This window comes from Legionella shakespearei DSM 23087, assembly GCF_000373765.1.
GTDB classification, from domain to species: Bacteria; Pseudomonadota; Gammaproteobacteria; order Legionellales; family Legionellaceae; genus Legionella; species Legionella shakespearei.
In genome coordinates, this window is record NZ_KB892407.1 from 1 (window position 1) to 23,239 (window position 23,239).

The following is a 23,239-nucleotide window of genomic DNA, read 5'->3' on the forward strand; positions in this document are numbered from 1 at the left end:
GGCTACTCTGCGGACATAAGTTTGTACAAATTCCAACCACAGAACATTTCATGAAATTTTTTAAGCCCTCGAGCGAGGATAACGGGTCCAGGAGGTCCTTCACTTTTCGTGTAACAATGCCATCCCCCTAAACGGGCAATAATCCAAGCAGCCCAAGCTAAATTATCTTCTGGATAAGGATTTTGCTGTTTTATGGTTTTGCCTTGGATTCTGACTAACAATCCTCTTAAAAAGACTTGCTCATCGGGTGTAAAGAGATCGGATGTTTTTAATTCGGTAGAGCCATCTCGTGCTGTTACTAATTGAATCACCTTGAGTGCCGCAAACAGGGCAAATAAAGAGAGCTTCATCAATGACTCCCCTGATTCAACCTGACTTTGCTCTATATCGAACCCTTTTGATTTGGTGGTACGGAATACTTGTTCTATGTTCCAGCGCATCTGGTACCATATAATGATTTGCTGCGCTTGCTCAAAGCTCGCTACGGGATGGCTTGTATACAAACGCCAATGAATGGGGTCTTGTCCAGCAGGACATTCTATTTCTTTTGCCTCAACCACCCATAGTTTTATTGATGGTGAAGCACATTTATCCGTGCACTTTTTAGGCCGTTTAATCTCTATTTCACCATATTTGATGCTGAGTAACGCTTCTCTTTTTTGTCGCTCTATTCGTTCATCCCCACGAATGCTAACGCTTATCCTGCCTGCTTCTTTTGTATTATCAAGATAATCATACAGCGTTCTATAATCGCTATGTACAATAAGCCTATCACAACGGGTTCGAGTGATGATGTGGGTGTTTTGTTTAGGAATACGATCCATATATTCATAGATATCGCTTTCTCTGTCGCCTATAAAGGTGACTGAGGCTGCTTTCGACAACACTTTTGCCCCTGATTCAGCGGTACTAATCCAGCGATAAGATTCTTTTTCTTCTATCGGCAACTGTTGGTACTGTTCATCCGCTTCTTTGGTGCGATTCCATACAGTCACTTCAGCACATCCAATAGCACCTCCTGTATGAGCATCCAAAACAATTAAAGGGTGCAGAAAAAAACCAGCATCTGTTCCATTACCTACTGTACCTAAGCCTTTAACCCGACCTGCTTTAGATTGATAATTATTTTCTGTGGTATCCTGGATAGCCAAAACATGGCGCTCACTAATCAAGGCTTTTACTCGGGCTTGCTCTGTATGAATAATTCTATTGGGAGTCACTTCAGGATGCCTTAGAAGTCGTTCAAATCGTTTCTTCTCCGCGCTATTATCGCTTAACTCTTTTATACATACCGTTATTCTTTCTACTATCCTTTGGAACAGCAACGATGAACTTTTTTTAAACGTTCTTCTACAAAAGAGCTTACTATACGAAATTCCATGACCACATCACGTCATCTGCTCAGTTAAAAAAAACAGAATACTCCTTTTTTCTCTTAGTACAACCAGTTCATTAAAAAATAAACCTCATTTTTTTAATGAACTGGTTTTATACAGACTTATGTCCGCAGAGTAGCTCCGGGGGAGGGTGCCCGACAGGGTGGGTGGGGGGATCAAAAAGAGAACTCATTTAAGGTAAAGGTCTAAAATAACAGGGTCTATTTGATAGAAACTCCTTTTTTGATCCCCCCATCCGCCCTGTCGGGCACCTTCCCCCGGAGAGGGGAAGGCGATCCTGCATAGTTCTGAATGGTACTCAATATGAGAGGATCACTCAGAGCGATAGCGTAATCAAGGCTACAGTTTTTTAACAACTACGCCGGCTTATTCGTCATCAAATAAAACACAACAATAAGGCTAATAAAAGCAGGCCAGCCCAAACAAAACCAATATTTAAAATAACGAAAATAAACAGGTGGCAATTCAGTATTATCCTTTTCCGCAGCCACCGCAAAATCACGCATTTTGATCTGCAGATAAACCACCGGAAACCAACACAATGCGGCAATGACATACCCAATAATTGACCCCATAATCCACAGTGAAGTCCAGGGATAACCCACCAGATAAACCATCCACAATCCGGTAAGGGGCTGGATGAAACCAGAGGTCCCCGTAAAAATCCAATCGGCAAGTACTACATAACGGGTGGTAGCGGCAATAACCTGAACATTTTTTGTATAGTGAGCATAGAGCATGGTACAGGCAGTACCAATGCCGGTACCAAACAATATAGTCGAACTGAGCACATGGATAAATTTAAGCCAAAGATAGAGCATTATCGGTCTGTCTCCAAAGCAAGGTGAATTAAAATAGCGGCCAAAAGAGGAATATTTTTAGCAAGTGGCGCAAAGGGTTCAAACCATAAATAAGGGAGTTTCCAGGTGAGTACGGCCGTATATCCTGTAATAAGCATGATTTGTAACAGGCTGGTTTTTTGGACCTGGATATTAAATAAGACGGCAATACCTATGCCGGCATCCAGTAAACAGGCAGTGTAAAATAAAACCGGCTGCCAAAATGAACTCACCCCAACCTGAGCCAGCAGTTCGTAAGATGCAGTGACAGGATAAAGAAAAAGACAACATGCAGCAGTAAATAACCAGATAAAAGCAATGCTTATCTTAAGTAATGGCTTGAGAAAAAACAGCCGGGCATGCCAGCGATCCTGGACAGTACTTGGCTCCCTGTACAGGCCTGTTGAAAAGGGCTGGGGTATAAAACCGATTTGATCATGAAATTTTTGCGTTTCCTCAGAACTGGTCACATTATTTTGCATCAGCATTTTAACAGAAACGGTATTCAGAATTGAATGCGGTATTAAATTTCCTGCCAAAGCCGCCAAACGAATAAGGCTTAGAGGTATAAACAGAAATTTTGCTTTTGAAAAACCCAGCCAGGAACGCATGTGACCTAAAATATTTTTTAAACTGATGCGCTCATTGCTTACGGCATTCAGTACCATACTCTGATCTGCTGGAGTATCAATTAAAGCAAGAACAGCCTTTGATAAGTCTTGCAAATGGATAGGCTGCAACTCCTGTTCCCCTTTGCCGGGAACAGGAATATACCAGGGCAGACCGGAGAGTCCTCTGAATAAGGAACTGCCGCCATAAGAACCACGTCCATAAACCAGAGAAGGGCGTAAAATAACTGATGCTACAGGCAGGTTCAACAAATAGTCATCAGCAGCTTTTTTGCTTTGGGCATAAGCTGAATCGGATGCATGAACTCCCAGAGCTGAGATCTGAATGATGTGTTTTACACCAGAAACCATACAGGCATCAAATAAGGCGCGTGGCGTAGCATAATGAATCGCCCAAATATTTTGAGCATTGGGGTGGTACAAAATGCCAACGCAATTAATTACTGCATCAATATCTTTTAGACGGCCAACCCAAAGTTTCGGGTCTTGATCATGAATAAAATCACAGGGAATGACTTGTGCTTGCGGAAACAAATCCTGAGCAAAACTGACATTGCGAACACAGCAGGTAACAGTATGTCCTTCTGCAAGCAAATCACTAACAAATTGGGAGGCAATAAAACCGGTAGCTCCTGTGACTAATACATTCATAGTTGAAGGTTCGATACAGGGATGATAATAAAATATTATCATTGTGTACTATTAAAATCCAGTATATAATCATCCCCTTATTAAAACAACTTGCACTTGTGTAGAATTTGCCCAGAATGCAGCGAAGCGAAATCAAGGAAGAGCAGTGCCATCACTGCCATTAAGTTAAGGAATTAATTTAAAATAGGCGTAGCCTTGATTACGCTATCGCTGCATCAAGGCTACAGTTTTTTAGATATTTAAATCAATCTTCTTATCCATAACTCATCTGGATTTTGTAACCTGATTTTATTTTTTATAGAGAGAACATATGAAAACTATCCTTGAATTGTTGGCTACCCAAGGTGGCAATGGCGAGTCACTTATTCACGCGATTAGGGATAAAATTAATAGCTTGATCGCTGTAAGAGGATTTACTTTTCAACTGGACAATTCTGCGAGCCGTGAGATCTCTCAGGGCTCTACTTTTGATTTGAGAAGTACTGTTGGTTTGGCAACGGATGACATACGGGTAAAAGAAATAAGAGAGCTTTTGGCCAATTTACAGCAAAGCAACATACTGGCCTTTGAGGAAAAACAGGATTTTGATAAAAACACATCGTTCTTTGTGATCACTCATGTGGATGAGCACAAACTTTTGAATGCGGATACTAATGCATTAAAAGTATCCAATCCAATCTTTTCTCCTGAACTGCAACATGAAACGATTCGTGTAGGAGCCCACGGTATTGATGTAAGCTACATCAGGGTAAAATCCGCTGGAAATGACGCAGATCTGATTCGGCATACCACCTTGATGCCCTCAGCTGAATCTTCTGCTCATGTGAGCGGTATCAATCCTCTACTGTTACAAAGTATTACTCATTTTATTATTTCGGGTGGGTATCTGGAATATATTACCCATTTAGTCAATACCTGCATGAGCCTGGACAAGGCAACAGGATTTCAGTTGTACTTGCAATCAAGCAGTCCCTTATATCCCATTGATCTCAGAGTATATCTTCCCTCAGGGCATTCGGAAATAGAAAATATTAAAGCCAAATTGACCGGATTTTCTTTACTGAGAAATAAAGCCATAGTTTTTGAAGAAAAAATGGCAACAGGTACAGATGTTGTAATTTTTATTATTAAAGAACTCCTGCCTGCGAGATTGGAACTTTATCTCCAACAATTAAAGCAGCAAAATAATACTGCAGAGGATCTGAGTGGAATACTTACTTTATTACAAGAGAATTTTCCCGAAAATGCGATAATTCAGGATTTGACGGTTCATACAGGTGTTAGTGTTAGTCGTCCTTATCCGCACATCAGATGCCGTAATTTTTATCACGAAACCGAAGTATATCGGGTCATAGAGTTACTTACTGCGGTGTTGGGTAGACCTCATGGACAAGGTGTATGGAGCAGCGATAAAAAACCTCAGAACAACACTACCCTTGTACAACCCGGAGGATACAGGATGTATGGCGCAGCACCTCAGGAATTGCAGTTGATTATCGATGTAAATGATTTTGATAAAGCAGAGGAAAAATTAAAGGAATCTTTAAGTGTAGCTTCCTCATTTGCTCCTCGCTAATCAAGAGTACAAAAGAGCATCATGCTAAGAAAACCGAGCCGCGACCGTAAGGAAGCGGAACAGTTCGATGCACTCTATTGTTGATTACTCATTGGGAGTACATCCAAAATTTCCGCTTCCTCAGCCTGAACGGCATCGAAGTAACGACTGGATAAGTCAGCTTCTTATCCCGATAAGTTAAGGAGTTCCGCGGGATGGTGGAGTAGAGCTTAAATTAATGGCAGTGGATCCCCCCTGACCTATTACCCGTATTATACTGTGCTAATACGGGTAATAAAGGTTAGGGGCAACAGACCCTAATAGTTTTGGATCTTGCTTGTGATAAAATCAACCAAATGTTCCATTTTGATTTGCTCTGAGTCATTAGACGTCCGTGCCTTATATTCAATGCAGCCTTGCTCCAGATTTCGCTCACTTACTACCAAACGGTGAGGAATACCGATCAAATCATTATCAGCAAACAAGACGCCTGGGCGTTCGTTACGATCATCCAGTAACACATCGATTCCCAAATCACTTAATTCCTGATACAAGGCGTCCGCACTCTCTTTAACCGTTTGAGAGCGATGGCCATTAATAGGAATAATGACCAACTCGAAAGGAGCTAAAGCCTGAGGCCAGATAATGCCCTGGTCGTCATGATGTTGTTCGATTGCGGCTGCAACAACACGGGTGATGCCCAAACCATAGCAACCCATCATCATGGTTTGCAATTGGCCTTGTTCATCGATGACGGCTGCATTCATTGCTTTGGCGTATTTATCACCTAACTGGAACACATGGCCTACTTCAATGCCGCGGCAGGAATAGAGTTTCCCTTTCCCATCCGGACTGATGTCACCTTCTTTGACGTTACGTAAATCAGCTGCGTCATGATATTGTGCATCTCTTTCCCAGGCAGCATGGAGGTAATGTTTGTCTTGCTGATTTGCGCCACAAACAAAAGAAGACATGGCCAAAGCATGATGATCAGCAATGATCGGTATGCTTAAACCTATGGGACCTAAGGAGCCAACCGGGCTTTTTAAGGTCTTCAGAATAGTTTCTTCATCAATAAAAATTAAGGGTGAATGTACTAAGGGATGTTTAATCGCCTTAACTTCATTGAGTTCGTCATCACCACGTAATACCAAAGCAACCATAGCATGTTCTTTACCCTGAACAATCAAGGTCTTCACTGTTTGATCGCTTGCAATGTTAAGAAACTGGGCCACTTCAGCGATGGTTTTCTTGTTCGGTGTATCAACCAATTGCATTGCTTCACTTGCCGGTTTAGTCGCCTTTTCCGGTTTCAGGCTGATAGCCTGTTCAATATTGGCAGCATAATCACTGGCATCGCTATAAAAAATCAAATCTTCACCTGAATCAGCAAGCACCTGGAATTCGTGGGATGCAGAGCCACCAATTGCTCCGGTGTCTGCTTCTACAGCACGATATTTCAGCCCCATACGATCAAATATTCTGCAGTAAGCCTGGTACATATCACGGTAAGTTGCCTGCAGGCTTTCCAGATTCAAATGAAAAGAGTAGGCATCTTTCATGATAAATTCCCGTGCGCGCATCACACCAAAGCGAGGTCTGATTTCATCACGAAACTTGGTCTGGATTTGATAAAAACTGGCTGGCAATTGCTTGTATGATTGCAGCTCATTACGCATGACATCAGTAATTACTTCCTCATGAGTTGGGCCAAAGCAATATTCCCGGTCATTACTGTCTTTCATAGTAAGCAACTGGCCGCCAAAGGTTTCCCAACGACCGGTTTCCTGCCATAACTCTGCAGGTTGCACCGCGGGCATTAATACTTCCATTGCATGAATACGGTTCATTTCTTCACGGACAATTTGCTCCACTTTACGGAGAACCTTCAGGCCGATAGGCATCCAGGTATAAAGGCCTGAACCTAATTTACGAATCATGCCAGCTCGTAACATGAGTTGATGAGAAGTGATTTCCGCATCACTTGGCGTTTCTTTCTGAGTTGCTAAAAACCATTGTGAAGCCCGCATTTCTGCTCCTGATTGAGTCCGAATTATAAGGTCAACATTATACCCGAGTTCCTTTAAAATGCTATTTATATGCTATCCTTGAGGTTGTGATATTCAGGAATACATCATGAATACTTTGGGATTAATCCATACTTTTTGTAAAGTGGTTCAATGTGCCAATTTTACTGCAGCAGCTAAAGCTATGGGTGTTTCGGCTGCTGCCGTCAGCAAGCAGGTTAGCCTTCTGGAAGCCGAGTTGGGTGTGCTTCTTTTGCATCGGACTACCAGGCAAGTCGCATTGACTGAAATTGGTGAAACTTATTATCGCGAAGTACAAAAAGTATTACTTGCCTTAGAGGAAGCTGATAGCATTATTGCAGCAGTTAAAGACGAACCAACAGGCTTACTCCGGGTTAAAAGTTCTCGTTATTTTGCTGAGCATTTTATAATGCCACGTTTGCCGCACTTTATGGCTAATTATCCCAAAATCACTCTTGATATACAGATTGCCGAGCATATTCCTCATCTTTTGGAAGAAGATTTGGATGTGGTTTTCGGTATGTCAGCCCAAGTCGCTTCCAATTCCATTCAGAAAAAAATTACTAGCACCCGCTATGTATTTTGCGCATCACCTCACTACCTGTCTTTACATGGCTCTCCCATGCAGCCTGCTGATTTAGCAAAGCATCAATACATTACCCATACTATGAGAGAGCCTAATGATCTGTGGAAATTTCCCACAGGTGAAACGGTCTATTTAAAACCGGTATTGTATCTGAATGACGCACATGCCATGCGAGAGTGCGCGATTAAAGGATTAGGAATTGTCGCATTGCATCATTATCAGGTCGCCGATGCACTTGCGAGTGGTGATTTAATTAAAATACTGCCTTCCTGTCACATGCCACAAATCCCGGTCTTTTTATATTACCATCCCGGCCGTTACATGCAGCCTAAAATCAAAGCCTGGATTGAGTTTATGTGCCAAAACCAGGCTGAGGAAATTTAGAGATTCCCCCATTTGAATCCTGGCAGGCAGTGTAGCCCGGTCTGCTTGTCCGATTCACGTCGTCCTGAGCGCGTCTTTTTGCGCGAAGGATCTCCAAATATTGGTACCATGCCACTTTCAGGAGATCCTTCGCGCAAAAAGACGCGCTCAGGACGACGTGGTTCGGGGAATGGGGAATGGCAAAGTATGAAAAAGAGCCAGATTTCGTAGCTCGTATTAGACGTCAGTTTGTAGCTCGGCCTGCTTGCAGCCGGGATCGAAGTGGTACCATCCCGGATGCAAGCAGACCGGGCTACGCGTGCTATTTAAATTATTTTCGCTTCCTGAAGTACTTGCTCTGACTTTTCGGCTAAAAGTTTATTTGCCGTTTCATCCAGTTCGATAAGCTCCAGAGCGTAGTTTTTATATTTTACCTTACCGCTGCTTACATCATATACCGCGCCGACCATTGCGATTTCATCATCATTGATCATTGTTTTTATGATACTGCTGCGCTTGTACATTGTTTGCAGGGTATTGGCAATGTTCAATTCTGTCACACGGTTCACGAAAGCCGGGTTTAGTCCGTTACGGTTTTCTTTTATCTGGTTTTCCGCCTTAATAGCCGGTTCAATTTTAGCAAGTAATTGCGTAATGTGTCCCTTTTTAATTCCATCACAGGCAGATTGAATAGCACCACAGCGAGTGTGGCCTAAAACAACGATCAATTTCGCACCCACTATATTACAGGCATATTCGGCACTGGCCAGAATATCGTCGTTCACCACATTACCGGCAACACGTATACAAAATATATCGCCAAAGCTCATATCAAAAATAGTTTCGACAGGCACTCGTGAATCAATACAGGCAAGTACAACTGCGATAGGATGCTGCATTTTTGCAGTATGTTTCACATCTATTTTGTTTGAGCGGTGAATACGTGTGTCCTCAAGAAAGCGCAGATTACCTTCATGTAATATGTTAAGTACCTGGGCCGGAGACAGATTGGCTTGCACGTCATAAGTAGTGACGTTGATAAAATCAATGTAGTTATGAATTTGATAGCTGTCTTTAAATCCTGTCAGGTTCAAGGCAATGTGTTTCCCAGGGGCTTGTTCGTCTTTGAACTCATTAAGTAACTCTAAAATTTCCTTATCAATGTACTGGGAATAACGGGCATCAATAATAAGCTGTGAGTGCTTGGGAATAGAATCCAGTTCAGCAATTAGAGCGGCTTTATTAAGAAAAGTTACTTGCTGCGGTAAAACCAGACGATTGGTAACACCATTGGTATATATTTCCTTGATAATGTCGATGCGCGCCTGGCTGTTCGATTTTAATATATAGAGCAAACTGACGGTCAGTCCTATTAAAATACCCGCTAACAAATTAAAGGCCAGAATACTGATTACTGTAACAATAAAAGGAATAAAGCGGTCGCTCCCTTGTGCATAAATAGTGCGGTATATAGAGGGTTTATTTAGTTTATACCCCGTATACATCAGAATAGCTGCAAGCGAAGACAGGGGGATTTTATTCAGGGCAGCGGGTATGAGCATTACAGCAAACAGAATAAAGATACCGTGTAAAATCGTGGAGGCTTTAGTTTTTGAACCTGCCTGAATGTTAATGGAAGTTCGTACAATCACTGAAGTTACAGGAATCCCTCCGATAAGGCCGGCAGCAACGTTACCAACTCCTTGCGCAACTAATTCCTGGTTTGAAGAGCTGTGTCTCTTCAGTGGATCCAGCCTTTCACCTGCTTTTAAGTTAAGTAATGATTCCAAAGAGGCAACGGTTCCTATAATCAAGGCATAAAGGTATACTTTGGGATTAGCCCAGCTTCCCCAGGCTGGATATTGTAGCTGACTGAAAAACTCGTAAAGACCGGTTGTTTCGGGAATATTTACCAATTGGGGGGAATTCTGTTCCAGAGATGAACCTGTCCATTGAAAGATTTCGTTTAAAAATACACTCAGAATAACTACTATAATTGGGGCTGGTATTTCCTTTAATACTTTATTTTTAGTGAATTCGAAGTAAATCAGTATGCTGAGGGATAGAAAGGTAATGATCATGGCACCCGTATTAATATGGTGATACAGGGCAAGCAAAGGGCTTAGGGCAATCACCTCAGTGGTTTCAAGCAAATGGGTTTTAAGTTCATCAAAATCAGCAGAAAGGGTAAACGCAAGGGGTAATTGCTTGATGATTAATAAAATACCGATAGCACAAAGTAAGCCTTGCACGACATTGGTTGGGACATAGTCAGCAACAAAACCAGCTTTACATGCTCCAATAAACAGCTGAAACAAGCCTGCGAACATGACTGCCAGTAAGAATGTATTAAAATCACCTAATTGGGTTATAGCAGTGACCACCACAGCAGCCATTCCCGCAGCCGGACCACTGACACTCACCTCGGAACCACTTAAGGCTCCAACAACAATACCACCGACAATACCACTTAAAATTCCGGAGAAGAGTGGGGCGCCGGAGGCTAACGCAATACCAAGGCATAGAGGGATTGCGACAAGAAATACAACTATGGCGGCAACAAAATCAAATTTAAAATAACGCTTGCTGTACACACGAAGTTTACGCAGGTTAATTATTTTTCTCCTGATCATTGGGAAGTTCCTGTATCTGAAATCTAATTTAAGGTTAAATGGTTCTTCTTACAGAATAAGAAAAATTTAATTGCTGTCCCTGTACCATATTATAGAGATGCCGATGGCGCATCTCTAAGTAACGCATAGACTATACCTAGTGTAATAGATTTGTAAAGAATGTAACAGGTTAATTTTTGTAAAGATGGGTTTTTTATTAATTCAAAAAGCTGTAGCCTTGATGCCGCGTAGCGGAATCAAGGTTTTCTTTGGACTCAGCAAGGTTTTCTGCTGAGAAGTACAGACTTCTTATACCCCTTCAACATCCTCAAATTCTTCGGCTGCAAAGAGCTCTGTTTCATCAACCTGATTTGGGCTCAACAATTCCTGTTCCAGGTTTTTGAAGTTCCACATGCTCTGATCCATCAATTGGCTGGGTTTAATGCTCTGCAAGGCATGAAGCATGTTAGAGGGAACTTTGGGATTTTCTTCCGCCAGCTGATCAATCAAACGCGCTACCTTTTTGCGCATCAGATTTTCTTGCGAGCCACAAAGATTACAAGGGATAATGGGGAAGGCCTGTTCTGTCGCAAAAGTAATAATGTCTTTTTCCTGTACATAGCACATGGGACGAATCACTATATGCTTCTTATTGTCGCTAAGTAATTTGGGTGGCATGGAACGTATATCGCCATTGTACAAAACTGACATCATAAAAGTACGGATCATATCATCGCGATGATGTCCCAAAGCGATTTTGGTAAACCCCTTTTCTTCAGCATAGCGATAAATAATACCGCGGCGTAAACGGGAACATAAAGAACAATAGGTTTTTCCTTCAGGCACTTTTTCTTTAACAATACTGTAGGTATCACGTGTCAGGATTTCATGAGGAATAGAGCGGTCAGCAAGCCATTGGCGAAGAACTGAGTCATCCCAACCTGGCTGTGCCTGATCCAGAGTAAAAGCAAAAATTTCAAACTTGTTACCCGAACGACGCCGTAACTGATCAAGAACAGTAAGCATGGTAAAAGAATCTTTACCACCGGACAAACAGACCATTACCCGATCGCCTCGCTGGATCATATTAAAATCCGCAATGGCTTTACCGGTGTAATGCAGTATTTTTTTTTCAACTAAAGAAGGATTGGACGACATAAAACAACCTGATTATGTTATTTGGAGGCTGCACTGCCTACAGAGGAAAATCCATTAACCCGAGTAGTGGCTAACCATGAGTTTATCTGTTCAATATCATTGACATTCAATGTACCAGCCAGATATTTTAAAGTTAAAATTGAATTAATCAAATCATATTGATCTCTTGCCAGCTGTTCCTGGGCTTCAAACAAACGTTGCTGGGCATTCACCACATCCACCATGGTACGAGTTCCCACTTCAAATTGCGCCTCTGTACTTTCCAGTGAGTTTTGCTGGGAAATGATGGTTTGCCTGTCTGCTTTAACCTTGCTAATTCCATCAGTAATGGTGTTAAAGGCAATACGGCTGTTAACTACTACATCTCTGTAGGTCTGCTCCATTTGTTCCGCAGAACCCTGAAAATTGTACTGAGCCTGGCGAGTCTGCGATTGAACCAGCCCACCTTGAAACACCGGAAAGTTCATAGCAAGGGCAACATTAGCCTGCGTCTGGCGGGAAGGTACGAAAAAGGAACTTCCTGCAACAGCATTCCGGGTTTGGGTTGCATTACTCTGAATAGAGAACACTGGCCAGTTTCCTGCTGAGAGCGCTTTCATATTCTCTTTGGCTACTTCAAGGTTATATTTTGCAGCATAGAGTTTGTAATTTTGTTTTATTCCGGTATCAATCCATTGGTTTACATCATTGGGTTCGGGACTGATGAGCGGAATCCTGCTGTCACGCAGTGGAGCGAGTGCTTCGTATACGTGATTCGTCAGTTTTCTTAAATTTTCACTTTGGTTGACCTGGTTATTCCGTGCCGAAATAACCGTTGCAATGGATTGATCATAAGCGGCTTTGGCTTCATAAACAGAAGTGATCGCATCAAGACCAACCTGAAACCGTTGTGAGGCCTGATCATACTGGCGTTTGTTGGCGCGCTTTTTAGCTTCAGCAAAATCCAGAGTATCTTTGGCGAAAAGCACATCAAAATAGGCTTTTGCTGTTCTCAGGATCAAATTCTGGGCGGCATCATTAAATGTTGCCTGGGCAGCCTTGACAGATGCTTTAGCCTGAGCCACTTTTGCCCATGCCTGATAATTAAAGACTGCCTGAGATGCTGTAACCTGCCATACATTATTGGAATAATACTGGTCTGTACCTAAACCACCTGCGGTAACTTTTTGCAGATTGCGTCCCGCCTGGCTAGTAAAACCGACCTGGGGATAAAGAACGGAGCGAGCTTGCGGTACTGCTTCTGTGCTGGACATATAGGTGTCATAAGCATTTTTGAAAACAGTATCATTTTCAAGGGCTTGTTCATAAATGTCCATTAAATCTGTCGCATGTACGCTGGGCGAAAGACTTAAGGTTATAACACAGAACAGAAGCGTTTTTTTCATTCCAGCATTCCCTAGAATACAAATTCTTTTGGTTTTAACTGATCCACAAAAGGTGGAATCTCAGTTTCAAAAATCATAGATTCCGTCCACTTTTCGTCATGGTCTAAATTGTACAAGCGCGCTTGCATCACAGGGGCTTTGCCCTCTATTGCGAATAATTTTCCACCAGGAAGTACCTGAAGTCTATGTGTTTCGGTGAGTTTTTCTATAGCACCGGTGAATACCATAACATCGTATGGCGCTTTTTCCAACCATCCATTACATCCATTACCCGTTATTAATTCTACATTGTGGCAATGATGTGCCTTAAGCTTTTGGGCTGCTTGTGCCGTAAATTCTGAATAATAATCAATGCTTATGACCTGTTTGCATAATTTACTCAGCATGGCGGTCAGAAATCCGCTGCCTGTACCTGCTTCCAACACGGTCTCGGTACCTTTAAGCGCTAAGGCCTGTAGAATTTTTCCCTCTTCCAAAGGAGTAAGCATCCTTTGGCCATGAGCTAATGGAATTTGCATGTCTGAATAGGCAAATGGAACATAGAGCTCAGGAACAAATTCATGGCGAGGAAGCAGATCATATAAATCAAGAATGGAATCATTAAGAACATCACCAGTTCTTAATTGTTGTTTGATCATGTTAATACGTGCGCTTTGATTGCTCATTTATTATACCGTGTTAATTATTTGAGGTTGTTGAATTTTTACCAGGGGTTCATTGAACCGGGTGAAACGTCAGCAAACCTTACTAGGTTAAAACTTTGAGGCAATTTTAGCAAGAATTCGGCTTATGTGCTAAGCATTAATATCGAAATAAAAAAGTTCTTGCTTTTCTTATTCGTATTTCATGGTGACAATGTTTAAAATTTGCTATTATTTGTCCCCTTTATCATCTTATCGGAGAGTACAGTGCTTGAGAGATACATCGATTTTTTGCAAACTGAACTGGGAACACTTAAAGATGAAGGACTGTTTAAATCAGAGCGAGTTATTTCCAGCCAACAACAAGCTGATGTAACGGTAAATAATAAAGAGGTGATTAACCTCTGTGCCAACAACTATCTCGGCCTTGCCAATGATCCGCAATTAATTGCTGAAGGGCAAAAAGCTTTAGGTGAGTATGGTTATGGAATGGCTTCAGTGCGTTTTATCTGTGGCACCCAAACACCACACAAAGAACTGGAACAAAAAATCAGTCACTTTTTAAGCAAAGAAGATACTATATTATATTCTTCCTGCTTTGATGCAAATACAGGGCTTTTTGAAACCTTGCTTGGTGAAGAAGATGCAATAATCAGTGATGCCCTCAACCATGCCAGTATTATCGATGGTGTCCGTTTGTGTAAGGCGGCGCGATATCGCTATGCCAGTAACGACATGAAGGCTTTGGAAGAACAGTTAATTGCTGCGAAAAATGCCAGATTCCGTCTGATTGCTACGGATGGTGTTTTTTCTATGGATGGTATTCTCGCCAATCTTCCCGCTATCTGCGATTTGGCGGATAAATATGATGCCATGGTGATGGTAGATGATTCTCATGCCGTAGGTTTTATGGGTAAAACAGGGCGAGGCACTCCCGAACATTTTGGCGTTACTGACCGTGTTGATATCATCACTGGAACTCTGGGCAAAGCTTTAGGCGGTGCTTCAGGCGGTTATACTTCTGCCAATCGTGTTATCATTGAATGGTTGCGCCAACGTTCCAGGCCTTATTTGTTTTCCAATACTCTGGCGCCGGTTATTGCCCATACCTCTTCACTGGTTTTGGATAATTTAAGCAAGAGCAATGTATTGTCAGAGAAATTAAAGCGCAATAGCCAGTACTTCCGTGATGGAATGCAACAACTGGGCTTTAAGCTCATACCAGGAGAGCACCCCATTATTCCTGTGATGTTAGGGGATGCCAGCCTGGCTGGAAAAATTGCCAATCGTTTACTTGAATTGGGTATTTATGTGGTAGGTTTTTCCTACCCGGTTGTGCCAAAGGGCCTGGCGCGTATTCGCACTCAAATGTCAGCAGCTCTTGAGTTACATCATCTTGATAAAGCATTAAAGGCGTTTGAAACAGCAGGTAAGGAATTTGCTGTAATTTAAATTTAATTATTCTGAGGTACTACATGAAATCATTGGTCAAAGCAAAGCGAGAGCCCGGGATTTGGATGCAGGATGTGCCAGTTCCAGAATACGGTGTAAATGATGTATTGATTAAAATCAAAAAAACTGCAATTTGCGGTACAGATATTCATATCTACACCTGGGATGACTGGGCTCAGGCCACTATTCCTGTTCCTATGACTGTAGGGCATGAGTTCTATGGTGAAATTGTCGAAGTTGGAAAAGAAGTACAGGGTTTGGAAGCAGGGCAACGAGTTTCTGGCGAAGGGCATATTACCTGCGGGTTTTGCCGTAATTGCCGTGCTGGAAAGCGTCATTTATGTCGTAATACTTTGGGAGTAGGGGTAAATCGTCCCGGATGCTTCGCCGAGTATTTGGCTCTTCCCGCGTCTAACGTCATAGCACTTCCTGATAATGTGACTGGCGATCAGGCGTCAATCCTTGATCCTTTTGGTAACGCTACTCATTGCGCACTGGCTTTTGATGTGGTGGGTGAAGATGTATTGATTACAGGTGCCGGTCCAATAGGAATTATGGCTGCAGCCATAGTAAGACATATAGGTGCCAGACACGTGGTGATCACCGATGTCAATGACCATCGTCTGGAACTGGCCAGACAAATGGGCGTCAGCAAAGCGGTCAATGTAACACATGAAAAACTCGATGACGTTATGGCTGAGCTTGGCATGACAGAAGGCTTTGATGTTGGTTTGGAAATGTCGGGTAATCCTATGGCTTTAAATGATATGATGAAGGCCATGAATCATGGCGGACATGTTGCGATATTAGGCATTCCTCCTCAGGAAACAGCAATAGACTGGAACCAGGTTATTTTTAAAGGTCTGGTGATTAAAGGTATTTACGGCCGTGAAATGTTTGAAACCTGGTATAAAATGATAGCCATGTTACAGAGTGGGCTCAACATTACACCCGTAATGACCCATCATTTTGCCGTTGACCAATATCAGCAAGCTTTTGAGATTATGGCATCTGGCCAATCAGGAAAAGTAATTCTTGATTGGGAATAATGAACAGGATGATGGCCTTGATGCGAGGCCTTTAGATTAAGAAAATTGGAGTATGTATGGCACAGTATATTTTCACCATGAACCGGGTGAGCAAAATCGTTGAAAACCAACGCTTTATTTTAAAAGATATTTCTTTAAGCTTTTATCCTGGCGCTAAAATTGGTGTTTTAGGCTTAAACGGCTCAGGTAAGTCAACTCTGTTACGTATCATGGCGGGTGTTGATACCCAGCATGAAGGTGAGGCACGGCCACAAGCAGGAATCCGAATTGGTTATCTGGAACAGGAACCAAAGCTGGATCTGGAAAAAACAGTACGTGAAGTAGTTGAAGAAGGTGTGGCAGAAATTAAAGATAAATTAAATCGTTTTGACGCAATCAGTATGCGTTTTGCAGAGCCAATGAGCGATGATGAAATGAATACTTTACTTGCTGAACAAGGTGAGTTGCAAAACGAAATTGAAGCCTGCGGCGGTTGGGATCTGGACAGACAGCTGGATGTAGCGGCTGATGCCTTAAGATTACCGGATTGGGATGCGGTGATTGGTAAACTATCAGGAGGGGAGCGTCGCCGCGTTGCCTTGTGCCGTTTGTTGCTTTCAAATCCTGATATGTTATTGCTCGATGAGCCGACCAACCACCTCGATGCAGAAAGTGTTGCCTGGTTAGAGCATTTCCTTGAAGAGTTTCCTGGTACCGTTGTGGCCATTACCCATGATAGATATTTCCTCGACAATGCAGCTGAGTGGATTTTGGAACTGGATCGCGGTGAAGGTATTCCATACAAAGGGAATTACACTTCCTGGCTGGAACAAAAAGAAGAACGCCTGAATATGGAAAAGAAACAGGAAGACTCTCATCAACGTGCTATCAAGGCAGAGTTGGAGTGGGTACGTACTTCTCCCAAAGGACGACATGCCAAGAACAAGGCTCGTTTGGCTCGTTTTGAAGAAATGAATTCTAAAGAATTCCAGAAACGTAATGAAACCAATGAAATTTATATTCCACCAGGTGAGCGTTTGGGTGATTTGGTTCTTGAAGGCGAAAAGATCAGTAAATCCTTTGGCGACAGAATCCTGATTGAAAATCTGGATTTCGTCCTTCCCAAAGGTGGGGTTCTGGGGATTATTGGACCCAACGGTGCAGGTAAGTCAACATTCCTGAAAATGATCACCGGTCAGGAAGAGCCAGATAGCGGTACTATCCGCATTGGTGAAACAGTCCAAATGGCTTATGTGGATCAGATGCGAGATGATTTAAATGCCGATAATTCAGTCTGGCAGGAAATTTCAGATGGTCATGACATTATGCAGGTCGGCAGTTTTCAAATGCCATCACGCGCTTATGTTGGACGCTTCAATTTCAAGGGAACCGATCAACAAAAGAAAATGTCACAACTTTCCGGTGGAGAGCGCAACCGCGTTCATTTAGCCAAACTATTGAAGAGTGGTGGTAACGTGTTGTTACTTGACGAACCCAGTAACGATTTGGACGTTGAAACCTTACGTGCCCTGGAAGAAGCTATTCTCAACTTCCCTGGTTGCGCGATTGTCATATCGCATGACAGATGGTTCCTGGATCGTATTTGTACTCATTTAATGGCCTTTGAAGGTGATTCGCAAATTACCTTCTTCGAAGGAAATTACAGTGATTATGAAGCGGACAGAAAACGTCGTTTGGGTGATGAGGCAACAAGACCATCACGTATTAAATATCGACGGTTAAAGGATAATTAACAGGATCACCGTTCACCAGGATGTGTCATCCTGGTGAACAGATAAATATATTGTTACCAGAGCTTTATTGACATTTAGCTGGCTTGAGTTGAAAATCTTAACACTTCGATCACGAGTCGAAAAATCAACAGCACCTGGCGTGCGGAGATAAAATTCAAATGAAAAAGTTGTTATGGGCAGGGTTACTGCTTTGCATAGGTTTGACTTCTTGCGTGGAATACGATGAGTCTACCCTTATTACAGACGATGCCGGTTATGTTCATCGTACGATTCATTATTTAAGGGATAAAAGAGGACGAGATTATTTCCCCATGCAAATTAAAGCACCGGGTGAACGCGTTTTTATTTTTGATCCCAAAGCCTCAGCCTGGGCTGCTTATGATGAAGAAGGCAACAGGGTTATGACCGGTAGTGGCTCTGCTGGCGTTGATCAATGTGAAGAAAATTCATCAAAATCTTGCCGAACCGTAACAGGAACATTCCGTGTCTATAACAAAAGAGGTCTTGAATGCCGCTCTGGTGAATATCCGGTAGATACAAAAGGCGGGGCAAAAATGCCTTATTGCATGTACTTCTATCAAGGCTTCACCATCCATGCCGCTTACGAAGTGCCTGATCGTCCATCAAGCCATGGTTGCGTCCGTATTTTCCCCAGTGCTGCAAAATGGCTGAACGAAGAGTTTATGCGCGTGGGTACTAAAGTAATCGTACTGGCTTATCCTGATGAAAATGGTGTGAACAAACCAGCAGCGGTAGCCAAGCGTTAAGTTCGATCTCTGTCGTCCCCGGATCCGCGTCGTCTCCACGGATCCCCGTCGTCCTGAGCGCGTCTTTTTGCGCGAAGGATCTCCCCATATTGGCACCATGCCGCTTTGAGGAGATCCTTCGCGCAAAAAGACGCGCTCAGGACGACGTAGATCCGGGGATGGTGTACGCACATAACCAAAAAGGATCATCATGTCAGGAAAAATCACATGGGGAATATTGGGAACCAGTTTTATTTCTGAAGTAATGGCAAAAGCCATACACGCGTCAACCAGCAGTGAATTACTTGCTGTCGGAAGCCGTTCGCTGTCTTCAGCCAAACACTTTGCCGAACAACATCAAATCTCCAAGGCCTATGGCAATTTTCAAAGCCTGCTTGATGATCCTGCGATAGATGCCATTTACATTGGATTACCCAATCATGTCCACAAAGAATGGATCATTCGCTGTGCCTTGGCTGGTAAACATATTTTATGTGAAAAGCCTTTTGTGCTAAATGCTGCTGAAGCTCATGAGGTGCTGGGAGTCCTGGAGGAAACCCGTGTTTTTTGTATGGAAGCTTTGATGTATCGCTGTCATCCTTTTAGCAAAAAACTACAGGAATTAGTGCAAAGCAAAATCCTGGGGGACATCAGGTTATATAATGCAGTCTATACCGCACCCATTGCCCATCTGGCTAATCCAGTTGCAGGGGGCAGCATCCGTAATCTGGGTTGTTATCCCGTCTCTCTGATCAGACTATTGGCAGGCGCCGAGCCTGTGGAAATCATTGGAACAGGACGCTGGAATAAAGACAATCAAACGGACAGTCAGGCCAGCGTCATTCTCAAATTTGCCGATCACAGCATAGCCACAGTATCTACCGCAGACGATTTTGCAATGGTTTGGCAATTTGATATTTGGGGCTCAGAGGGTCATTTGAAGGTCATTTCCAATCCCTGGTTGCCGGATGCAGAAAATAAATGCATTATTCAGCGCTATGATGAAAAGGAACCTGTTGAAATCAGGGTAAGCGGCGAAAAACCGCTTTATACCTATCAGATTGATACGGTGAATCATTGCATCCTAAAAAGCGATATGAGAGAGCAAGAAGCAATTTCACTATCTGATAGCTTGGGAAACAGTATCGTTTTGGAAAGCTGGTTAAACCAGATTTAATTACTACGTCGTCCTGAGCGCGTCTTTTTGCGCGAAGGATCTCCTGAAAGTGGCATGGTGCCACTGCGATCCCGGCTGCAAGCAGACCGGGCTACGGTTTATGCCTCAATCTTTAACTTCAGATCCAAAACATTCGCATTAATATTAACAAAGCCGCGTGTAAATGGGAGAGAGGCATTATTAACCTTTACTGTATTATTAATAGTCGTATTAGAGAATACATGGCCGTACATTAATTCAATGGTTGTATTGGCATTAAAATGATAATCGCCAGCCAGACCGACTAAATATTGTGTATCTGAAGGGAAGGTGATGGTTCTTAAGTTTTCCTGCTCTGGCCCATCATCAATCATGCCTATCAAAGCAATACCCAGGTTTTGGGAAAACTGGGTTCTTACCGCGGCAAGAAAGGCGTATGAGGCATCAAAATGCATATCAAACAGGAAATTACTGGATGGTGGCGGAACAGCCGTATTGATATAACGAACGTATTGATTCGCATTCCACTCCGTTCTAAATGCTTGCAAACTGACCAGCCAGGTAGGGTTGAAAATATGGACATAATTGGCAATAGTTGTTGCTGGCATGCTGAAACTGAATAACAGATTATTGCTGTACAATGAGCCCAGAGAGCTGTCACCCTTAGTGTTTTGCCTGATTCGTGAATAATAAGTCAAACCAAGAAAGTTAGTCTCATTAATCATATAAGTAGCACCAAGATTATAGCCCAAGCCAAAACTGGATGTTTTGTTAATCAACGTTGCCGAGGTAAATTGTCCGGTAGGAAAAGCCCAGTTGACTTCATTATTCAGTAGAAAGTTGAAGTTCAGACCACCACCTACGTATAATTTTTTATTCACCGCATAAGACAGTTTAGGGCTTATATCGACATCGGTCAGATAGTTTTGTGTGTCAGCAAATTTGGTAAACGCATCATTACCCCAGTTCAGATTCGAATTAAAGGGTTCTGTTACATCAAGGCCAATCACCAGCTTGTCATTAAGGCGTCTGGCCAGTCGCCCATAGGGAAGTAAGGTCGTGGTGCGCGAATTATTAATCCCTGAGTCATATCCGCCAGTATTAAAGTTGAGAACATCGCCTTTAAATCGTAAATCAGCGTAAGAACCTGTGCCGCCTATGAGAAAGGTATTTTTTTTAACTTTAAACAGCTCAGAGGGATTGTTATAACTAATTCCAGCAAAATACTGAATGACATTTGCATGCGCATTCAAGGCTAACACGCATAATAGTCCAGTAGAGAATACACGCATAATCTTCCTATGATTTAGCGTCCAATTCCTTGAACGCTGTTTACAATTATTAAAATTAATTAGATGGTGGAGCAGGATTGTTTGTTGTAGTAGTATCTGTGGCTGGTGTAGTTTGCGGCACTGTTCCGTTGGTCGTAGGAGCAGCCTGGTTGTTTGTGCCATTAGTGACAGACGATGGTGCATTGCCTGCTGCTGCATCATTTGATTGCTGAACAGTAGTTCGTGGTGTTGCAATCATTTGGGTTATGCCAAGATCACCGGTGATTTTTCTTCCTACAGTCAAATTCACATTCAGTAACTGGGTTACTTTTTCCTTGTCATTTTGATAAACGACTTGTAACGGCAGGCTGATTTTCCATTGATTGTCTTTAGCTTCTGTAATTTGCGCCTGACCATCCAACTGGCTGCTCACGTTCAGCTTTTGAGATTTGATTGCATCAAGATTACCCGATTTTTGTAAGGCAGAATTAAAGCCTTGCCATCCTTCATTAGTAAAGCATGCCTGTAATTTCATGAGTTGAGCATCCAGAGTCGCTGGATCAAAATCAAAAGCCTGGGTAATCGCTTTTTCTGACCAGGTTAATACAATGCTCTGGTCAATGGTTTTGACGCTTGCTGGAATTTTATAGTCGCAATCGATAACCGGTGCTGCCTGTTGCACTGGAACCTGCTGCACATTTTGCACGTCAGTACCTGTTTGCCCCTGTGGTGTGGTTTGTGGCGTTTGGGTTGGTTGCTGATTGACAGTTTGATCTTGCTGGGCAGGGTTAACCTGATTGGTTTGATTTTGCTGGGTATCGGTAGTGTTTTGAATTACCGCAGGTGTCTGGCCTGGTGTCACTGTAGGTGTATTCGTAGTGGCTGGTGCAGTCGTTTGTGATTCTACAGTCTGTTGAGTTGCTTCTGCCTGAACCTGTGTACACAGCAAAGTAAATAAAGCACCTGACAACATTGTATTCTTCATGAATAACTCCTTAATTAATATCTAACAATTCTGCGATAATAACAGCCGCTAGTCTAGCAGTTTTTTGGTCTTGATCCAGAGGGGGGGACAGTTCCGCAAGATCAATGCTAACAACTTTTCCACTTTGCACAATATATTTTAACAGTGGCAGTATTTGCCAGGGAGTCAGACCCAAAGTTTGAGGTGCACTAACGCCAGGAGCATAACATTCTGCCAGTACGTCAAGGCAGATTGTCAGATAGATATGATCCAGATTCAGCATAAAGTCATCTAGAAAGGCCAGTTGCCATGCCAGACTTTGTTCATTGATTTCTTCAGCTGTTAGATATTGAACATTAAGTTCTTCGGCACGCTGGAAGAGGGTGGGCGTATTGCCAAACTTTTGGATGCCCATACAACAATAGTCAAAAGACCGTTTATTTTCCTTACAAGCAGCTGCGATTTGTGAAAAAGGGGTGCCTGATGTTCCTGCCTGACCCGTTTCCCAGGGGCGTATATCAAAATGGGCATCAAAATTAATAATTCCCAATTTTTGATAATGGGGTGCCAAACCTTGATAGTGACCCCAGGCTATTTCATGTCCGCCTCCAAAGGCTATGGTGTTATGCCCTAGTTGATGACAATGATCAATCACCTTGGCGAATTGGGCTTGGGCAGATTCCAGGTCACCGTCTTCACAGGAAATGCTTCCTAAATCGATGTATTGGCGATTATCAGGGCAGGGCAGTCTGGCTAACTGACTTTTAATCTGATCTGGTCCCAGTCTGGCTCCTGGCCTGCCCTGGTTGCGTGTAACTCCTGTATCGCTGGAAAAGCCTATGAAAACAGTCTTTTTTTCATCACTAACCAATTCTTGCTGCAGGTTAACAAAGTTTATTTTTTGAAAAAATCGCTCCGCATTTGCCGTGTCTGTTCTGCCCTGCCAGAGGGAAGGATCCGCTTTCTGATAATTAGGAAGGTGTTCAAACATTCAATGCTCCTGT

At 42.8% G+C, this 23,239-nt stretch carries 18 protein-coding genes; 7 read left to right on the plus strand and 11 right to left on the minus strand.

The window, feature by feature from the left end; genetic code table 11:
• Positions 1-2: 2 nt before the first annotated feature.
• From B094_RS0110205 to B094_RS0110215, 3 genes are all read right to left on the minus strand, one after another.
• Positions 3-1,325 (minus strand): IS4 family transposase, encoded by a 1,323-nt coding sequence (locus B094_RS0110205; protein WP_169334267.1) that lies wholly within the window; start codon positions 1,323-1,325, stop codon positions 3-5.
• Positions 1,326-1,753: 428 nt separating this feature from the next.
• Positions 1,754-2,218 carry a DUF2269 family protein gene (locus tag B094_RS0110210; RefSeq protein WP_018577712.1) on the minus strand — a complete coding sequence of 155 codons (465 nt, stop codon included), beginning with the start codon at positions 2,216-2,218 and terminating at the stop codon, positions 1,754-1,756.
• Positions 2,218-3,558 (minus strand): NAD(P)H-binding protein, encoded by a 1,341-nt coding sequence (locus B094_RS0110215; RefSeq protein WP_018577713.1) that lies wholly within the window; start codon positions 3,556-3,558, stop codon positions 2,218-2,220. Before B094_RS0110215 ends, B094_RS0110210 begins: the two co-directional genes overlap by 1 nt.
• Before the next feature lie 268 nt (positions 3,559-3,826).
• On the opposite strand from B094_RS0110215, the gene B094_RS0110220 reads away from it, so the two are divergent.
• Complete coding sequence (locus B094_RS0110220) at positions 3,827-5,092, plus strand: hypothetical protein (RefSeq protein ID WP_018577714.1); 1,266 nt, start codon at positions 3,827-3,829, stop codon at positions 5,090-5,092.
• Between the two features lie 296 nt (positions 5,093-5,388).
• On the opposite strand, the gene B094_RS0110225 is transcribed toward B094_RS0110220, so the two are convergent.
• The gene (locus B094_RS0110225) at positions 5,389-7,101 is read right to left on the minus strand and encodes a proline--tRNA ligase (protein ID WP_018577715.1); all 1,713 of its coding nucleotides are present in this window, start codon (positions 7,099-7,101) and stop codon (positions 5,389-5,391) included.
• Positions 7,102-7,207: 106 nt separating this feature from the next.
• On the opposite strand from B094_RS0110225, the gene B094_RS0110230 reads away from it, so the two are divergent.
• Positions 7,208-8,089, plus strand: a complete 882-nt coding sequence (locus tag B094_RS0110230) for a LysR family transcriptional regulator (RefSeq protein WP_018577716.1) — start codon at positions 7,208-7,210, stop codon at positions 8,087-8,089.
• Positions 8,090-8,394: 305 nt separating this feature from the next.
• Here the strand turns inward: B094_RS0110230 and B094_RS0110235 are convergent, their stop codons facing one another.
• From B094_RS0110235 to B094_RS0110250, 4 genes are all read right to left on the minus strand, one after another.
• Entirely contained in the window at positions 8,395-10,701 is a 2,307-nt protein-coding gene (locus tag B094_RS0110235; RefSeq protein WP_018577717.1) for a bifunctional SulP family inorganic anion transporter/carbonic anhydrase, read from the minus strand.
• Positions 10,702-10,989: 288 nt separating this feature from the next.
• Positions 10,990-11,838, minus strand: coding sequence for a tRNA 2-thiocytidine(32) synthetase TtcA (gene ttcA / locus B094_RS0110240; RefSeq protein ID WP_018577718.1), 849 nt, complete (start codon positions 11,836-11,838; stop codon positions 10,990-10,992).
• Between the two features lie 17 nt (positions 11,839-11,855).
• Positions 11,856-13,223: a TolC family outer membrane protein gene (locus B094_RS0110245; protein ID WP_018577719.1), complete on the minus strand. Its 1,368-nt coding sequence runs from the start codon at positions 13,221-13,223 to the stop codon at positions 11,856-11,858.
• An 11-nt stretch (positions 13,224-13,234) separates the two neighbouring features.
• On the minus strand, positions 13,235-13,888 hold the full coding sequence (locus tag B094_RS0110250; RefSeq protein ID WP_018577720.1) for a protein-L-isoaspartate O-methyltransferase family protein: 654 nt from the start codon (positions 13,886-13,888) through the stop codon (positions 13,235-13,237).
• A gap of 243 nt (positions 13,889-14,131) precedes the next feature.
• Between B094_RS0110250 and B094_RS0110255 the strand changes: the two genes are divergently transcribed.
• The 5 genes from B094_RS0110255 to B094_RS0110275 all read left to right on the plus strand — a co-directional run bounded on the left by B094_RS0110255 (position 14,132) and on the right by B094_RS0110275 (position 20,021).
• Positions 14,132-15,316, plus strand: a complete 1,185-nt coding sequence (locus B094_RS0110255) for a glycine C-acetyltransferase (protein WP_018577721.1) — start codon at positions 14,132-14,134, stop codon at positions 15,314-15,316.
• A 23-nt stretch (positions 15,317-15,339) separates the two neighbouring features.
• The gene (gene tdh / locus B094_RS0110260; protein ID WP_018577722.1) at positions 15,340-16,365 is read left to right on the plus strand and encodes an L-threonine 3-dehydrogenase; all 1,026 of its coding nucleotides are present in this window, start codon (positions 15,340-15,342) and stop codon (positions 16,363-16,365) included.
• A gap of 56 nt (positions 16,366-16,421) precedes the next feature.
• Complete coding sequence (ettA, locus tag B094_RS0110265) at positions 16,422-18,098, plus strand: energy-dependent translational throttle protein EttA (protein WP_018577723.1); 1,677 nt, start codon at positions 16,422-16,424, stop codon at positions 18,096-18,098.
• Positions 18,099-18,256: 158 nt separating this feature from the next.
• Positions 18,257-18,865, plus strand: coding sequence for a L,D-transpeptidase (locus B094_RS0110270; protein WP_018577724.1), 609 nt, complete (start codon positions 18,257-18,259; stop codon positions 18,863-18,865).
• A 190-nt stretch (positions 18,866-19,055) separates the two neighbouring features.
• The gene (locus B094_RS0110275; protein ID WP_018577725.1) at positions 19,056-20,021 is read left to right on the plus strand and encodes a Gfo/Idh/MocA family protein; all 966 of its coding nucleotides are present in this window, start codon (positions 19,056-19,058) and stop codon (positions 20,019-20,021) included.
• Positions 20,022-20,119: 98 nt separating this feature from the next.
• On the opposite strand, the gene B094_RS0110280 is transcribed toward B094_RS0110275, so the two are convergent.
• From B094_RS0110280 to hutG, 3 genes are read right to left on the minus strand one after another with little or no spacing between them, the layout of a single operon-like run.
• Positions 20,120-21,292 (minus strand): OmpP1/FadL family transporter, encoded by a 1,173-nt coding sequence (locus B094_RS0110280; protein ID WP_018577726.1) that lies wholly within the window; start codon positions 21,290-21,292, stop codon positions 20,120-20,122.
• Positions 21,293-21,347: 55 nt separating this feature from the next.
• On the minus strand, positions 21,348-22,256 hold the full coding sequence (locus tag B094_RS0110285; protein ID WP_018577727.1) for a DotI/IcmL family type IV secretion protein: 909 nt from the start codon (positions 22,254-22,256) through the stop codon (positions 21,348-21,350).
• A gap of 10 nt (positions 22,257-22,266) precedes the next feature.
• The gene (gene hutG / locus B094_RS0110290; RefSeq protein WP_018577728.1) at positions 22,267-23,226 is read right to left on the minus strand and encodes a formimidoylglutamase; all 960 of its coding nucleotides are present in this window, start codon (positions 23,224-23,226) and stop codon (positions 22,267-22,269) included.
• Positions 23,227-23,239: the final 13 nt, after the last annotated feature.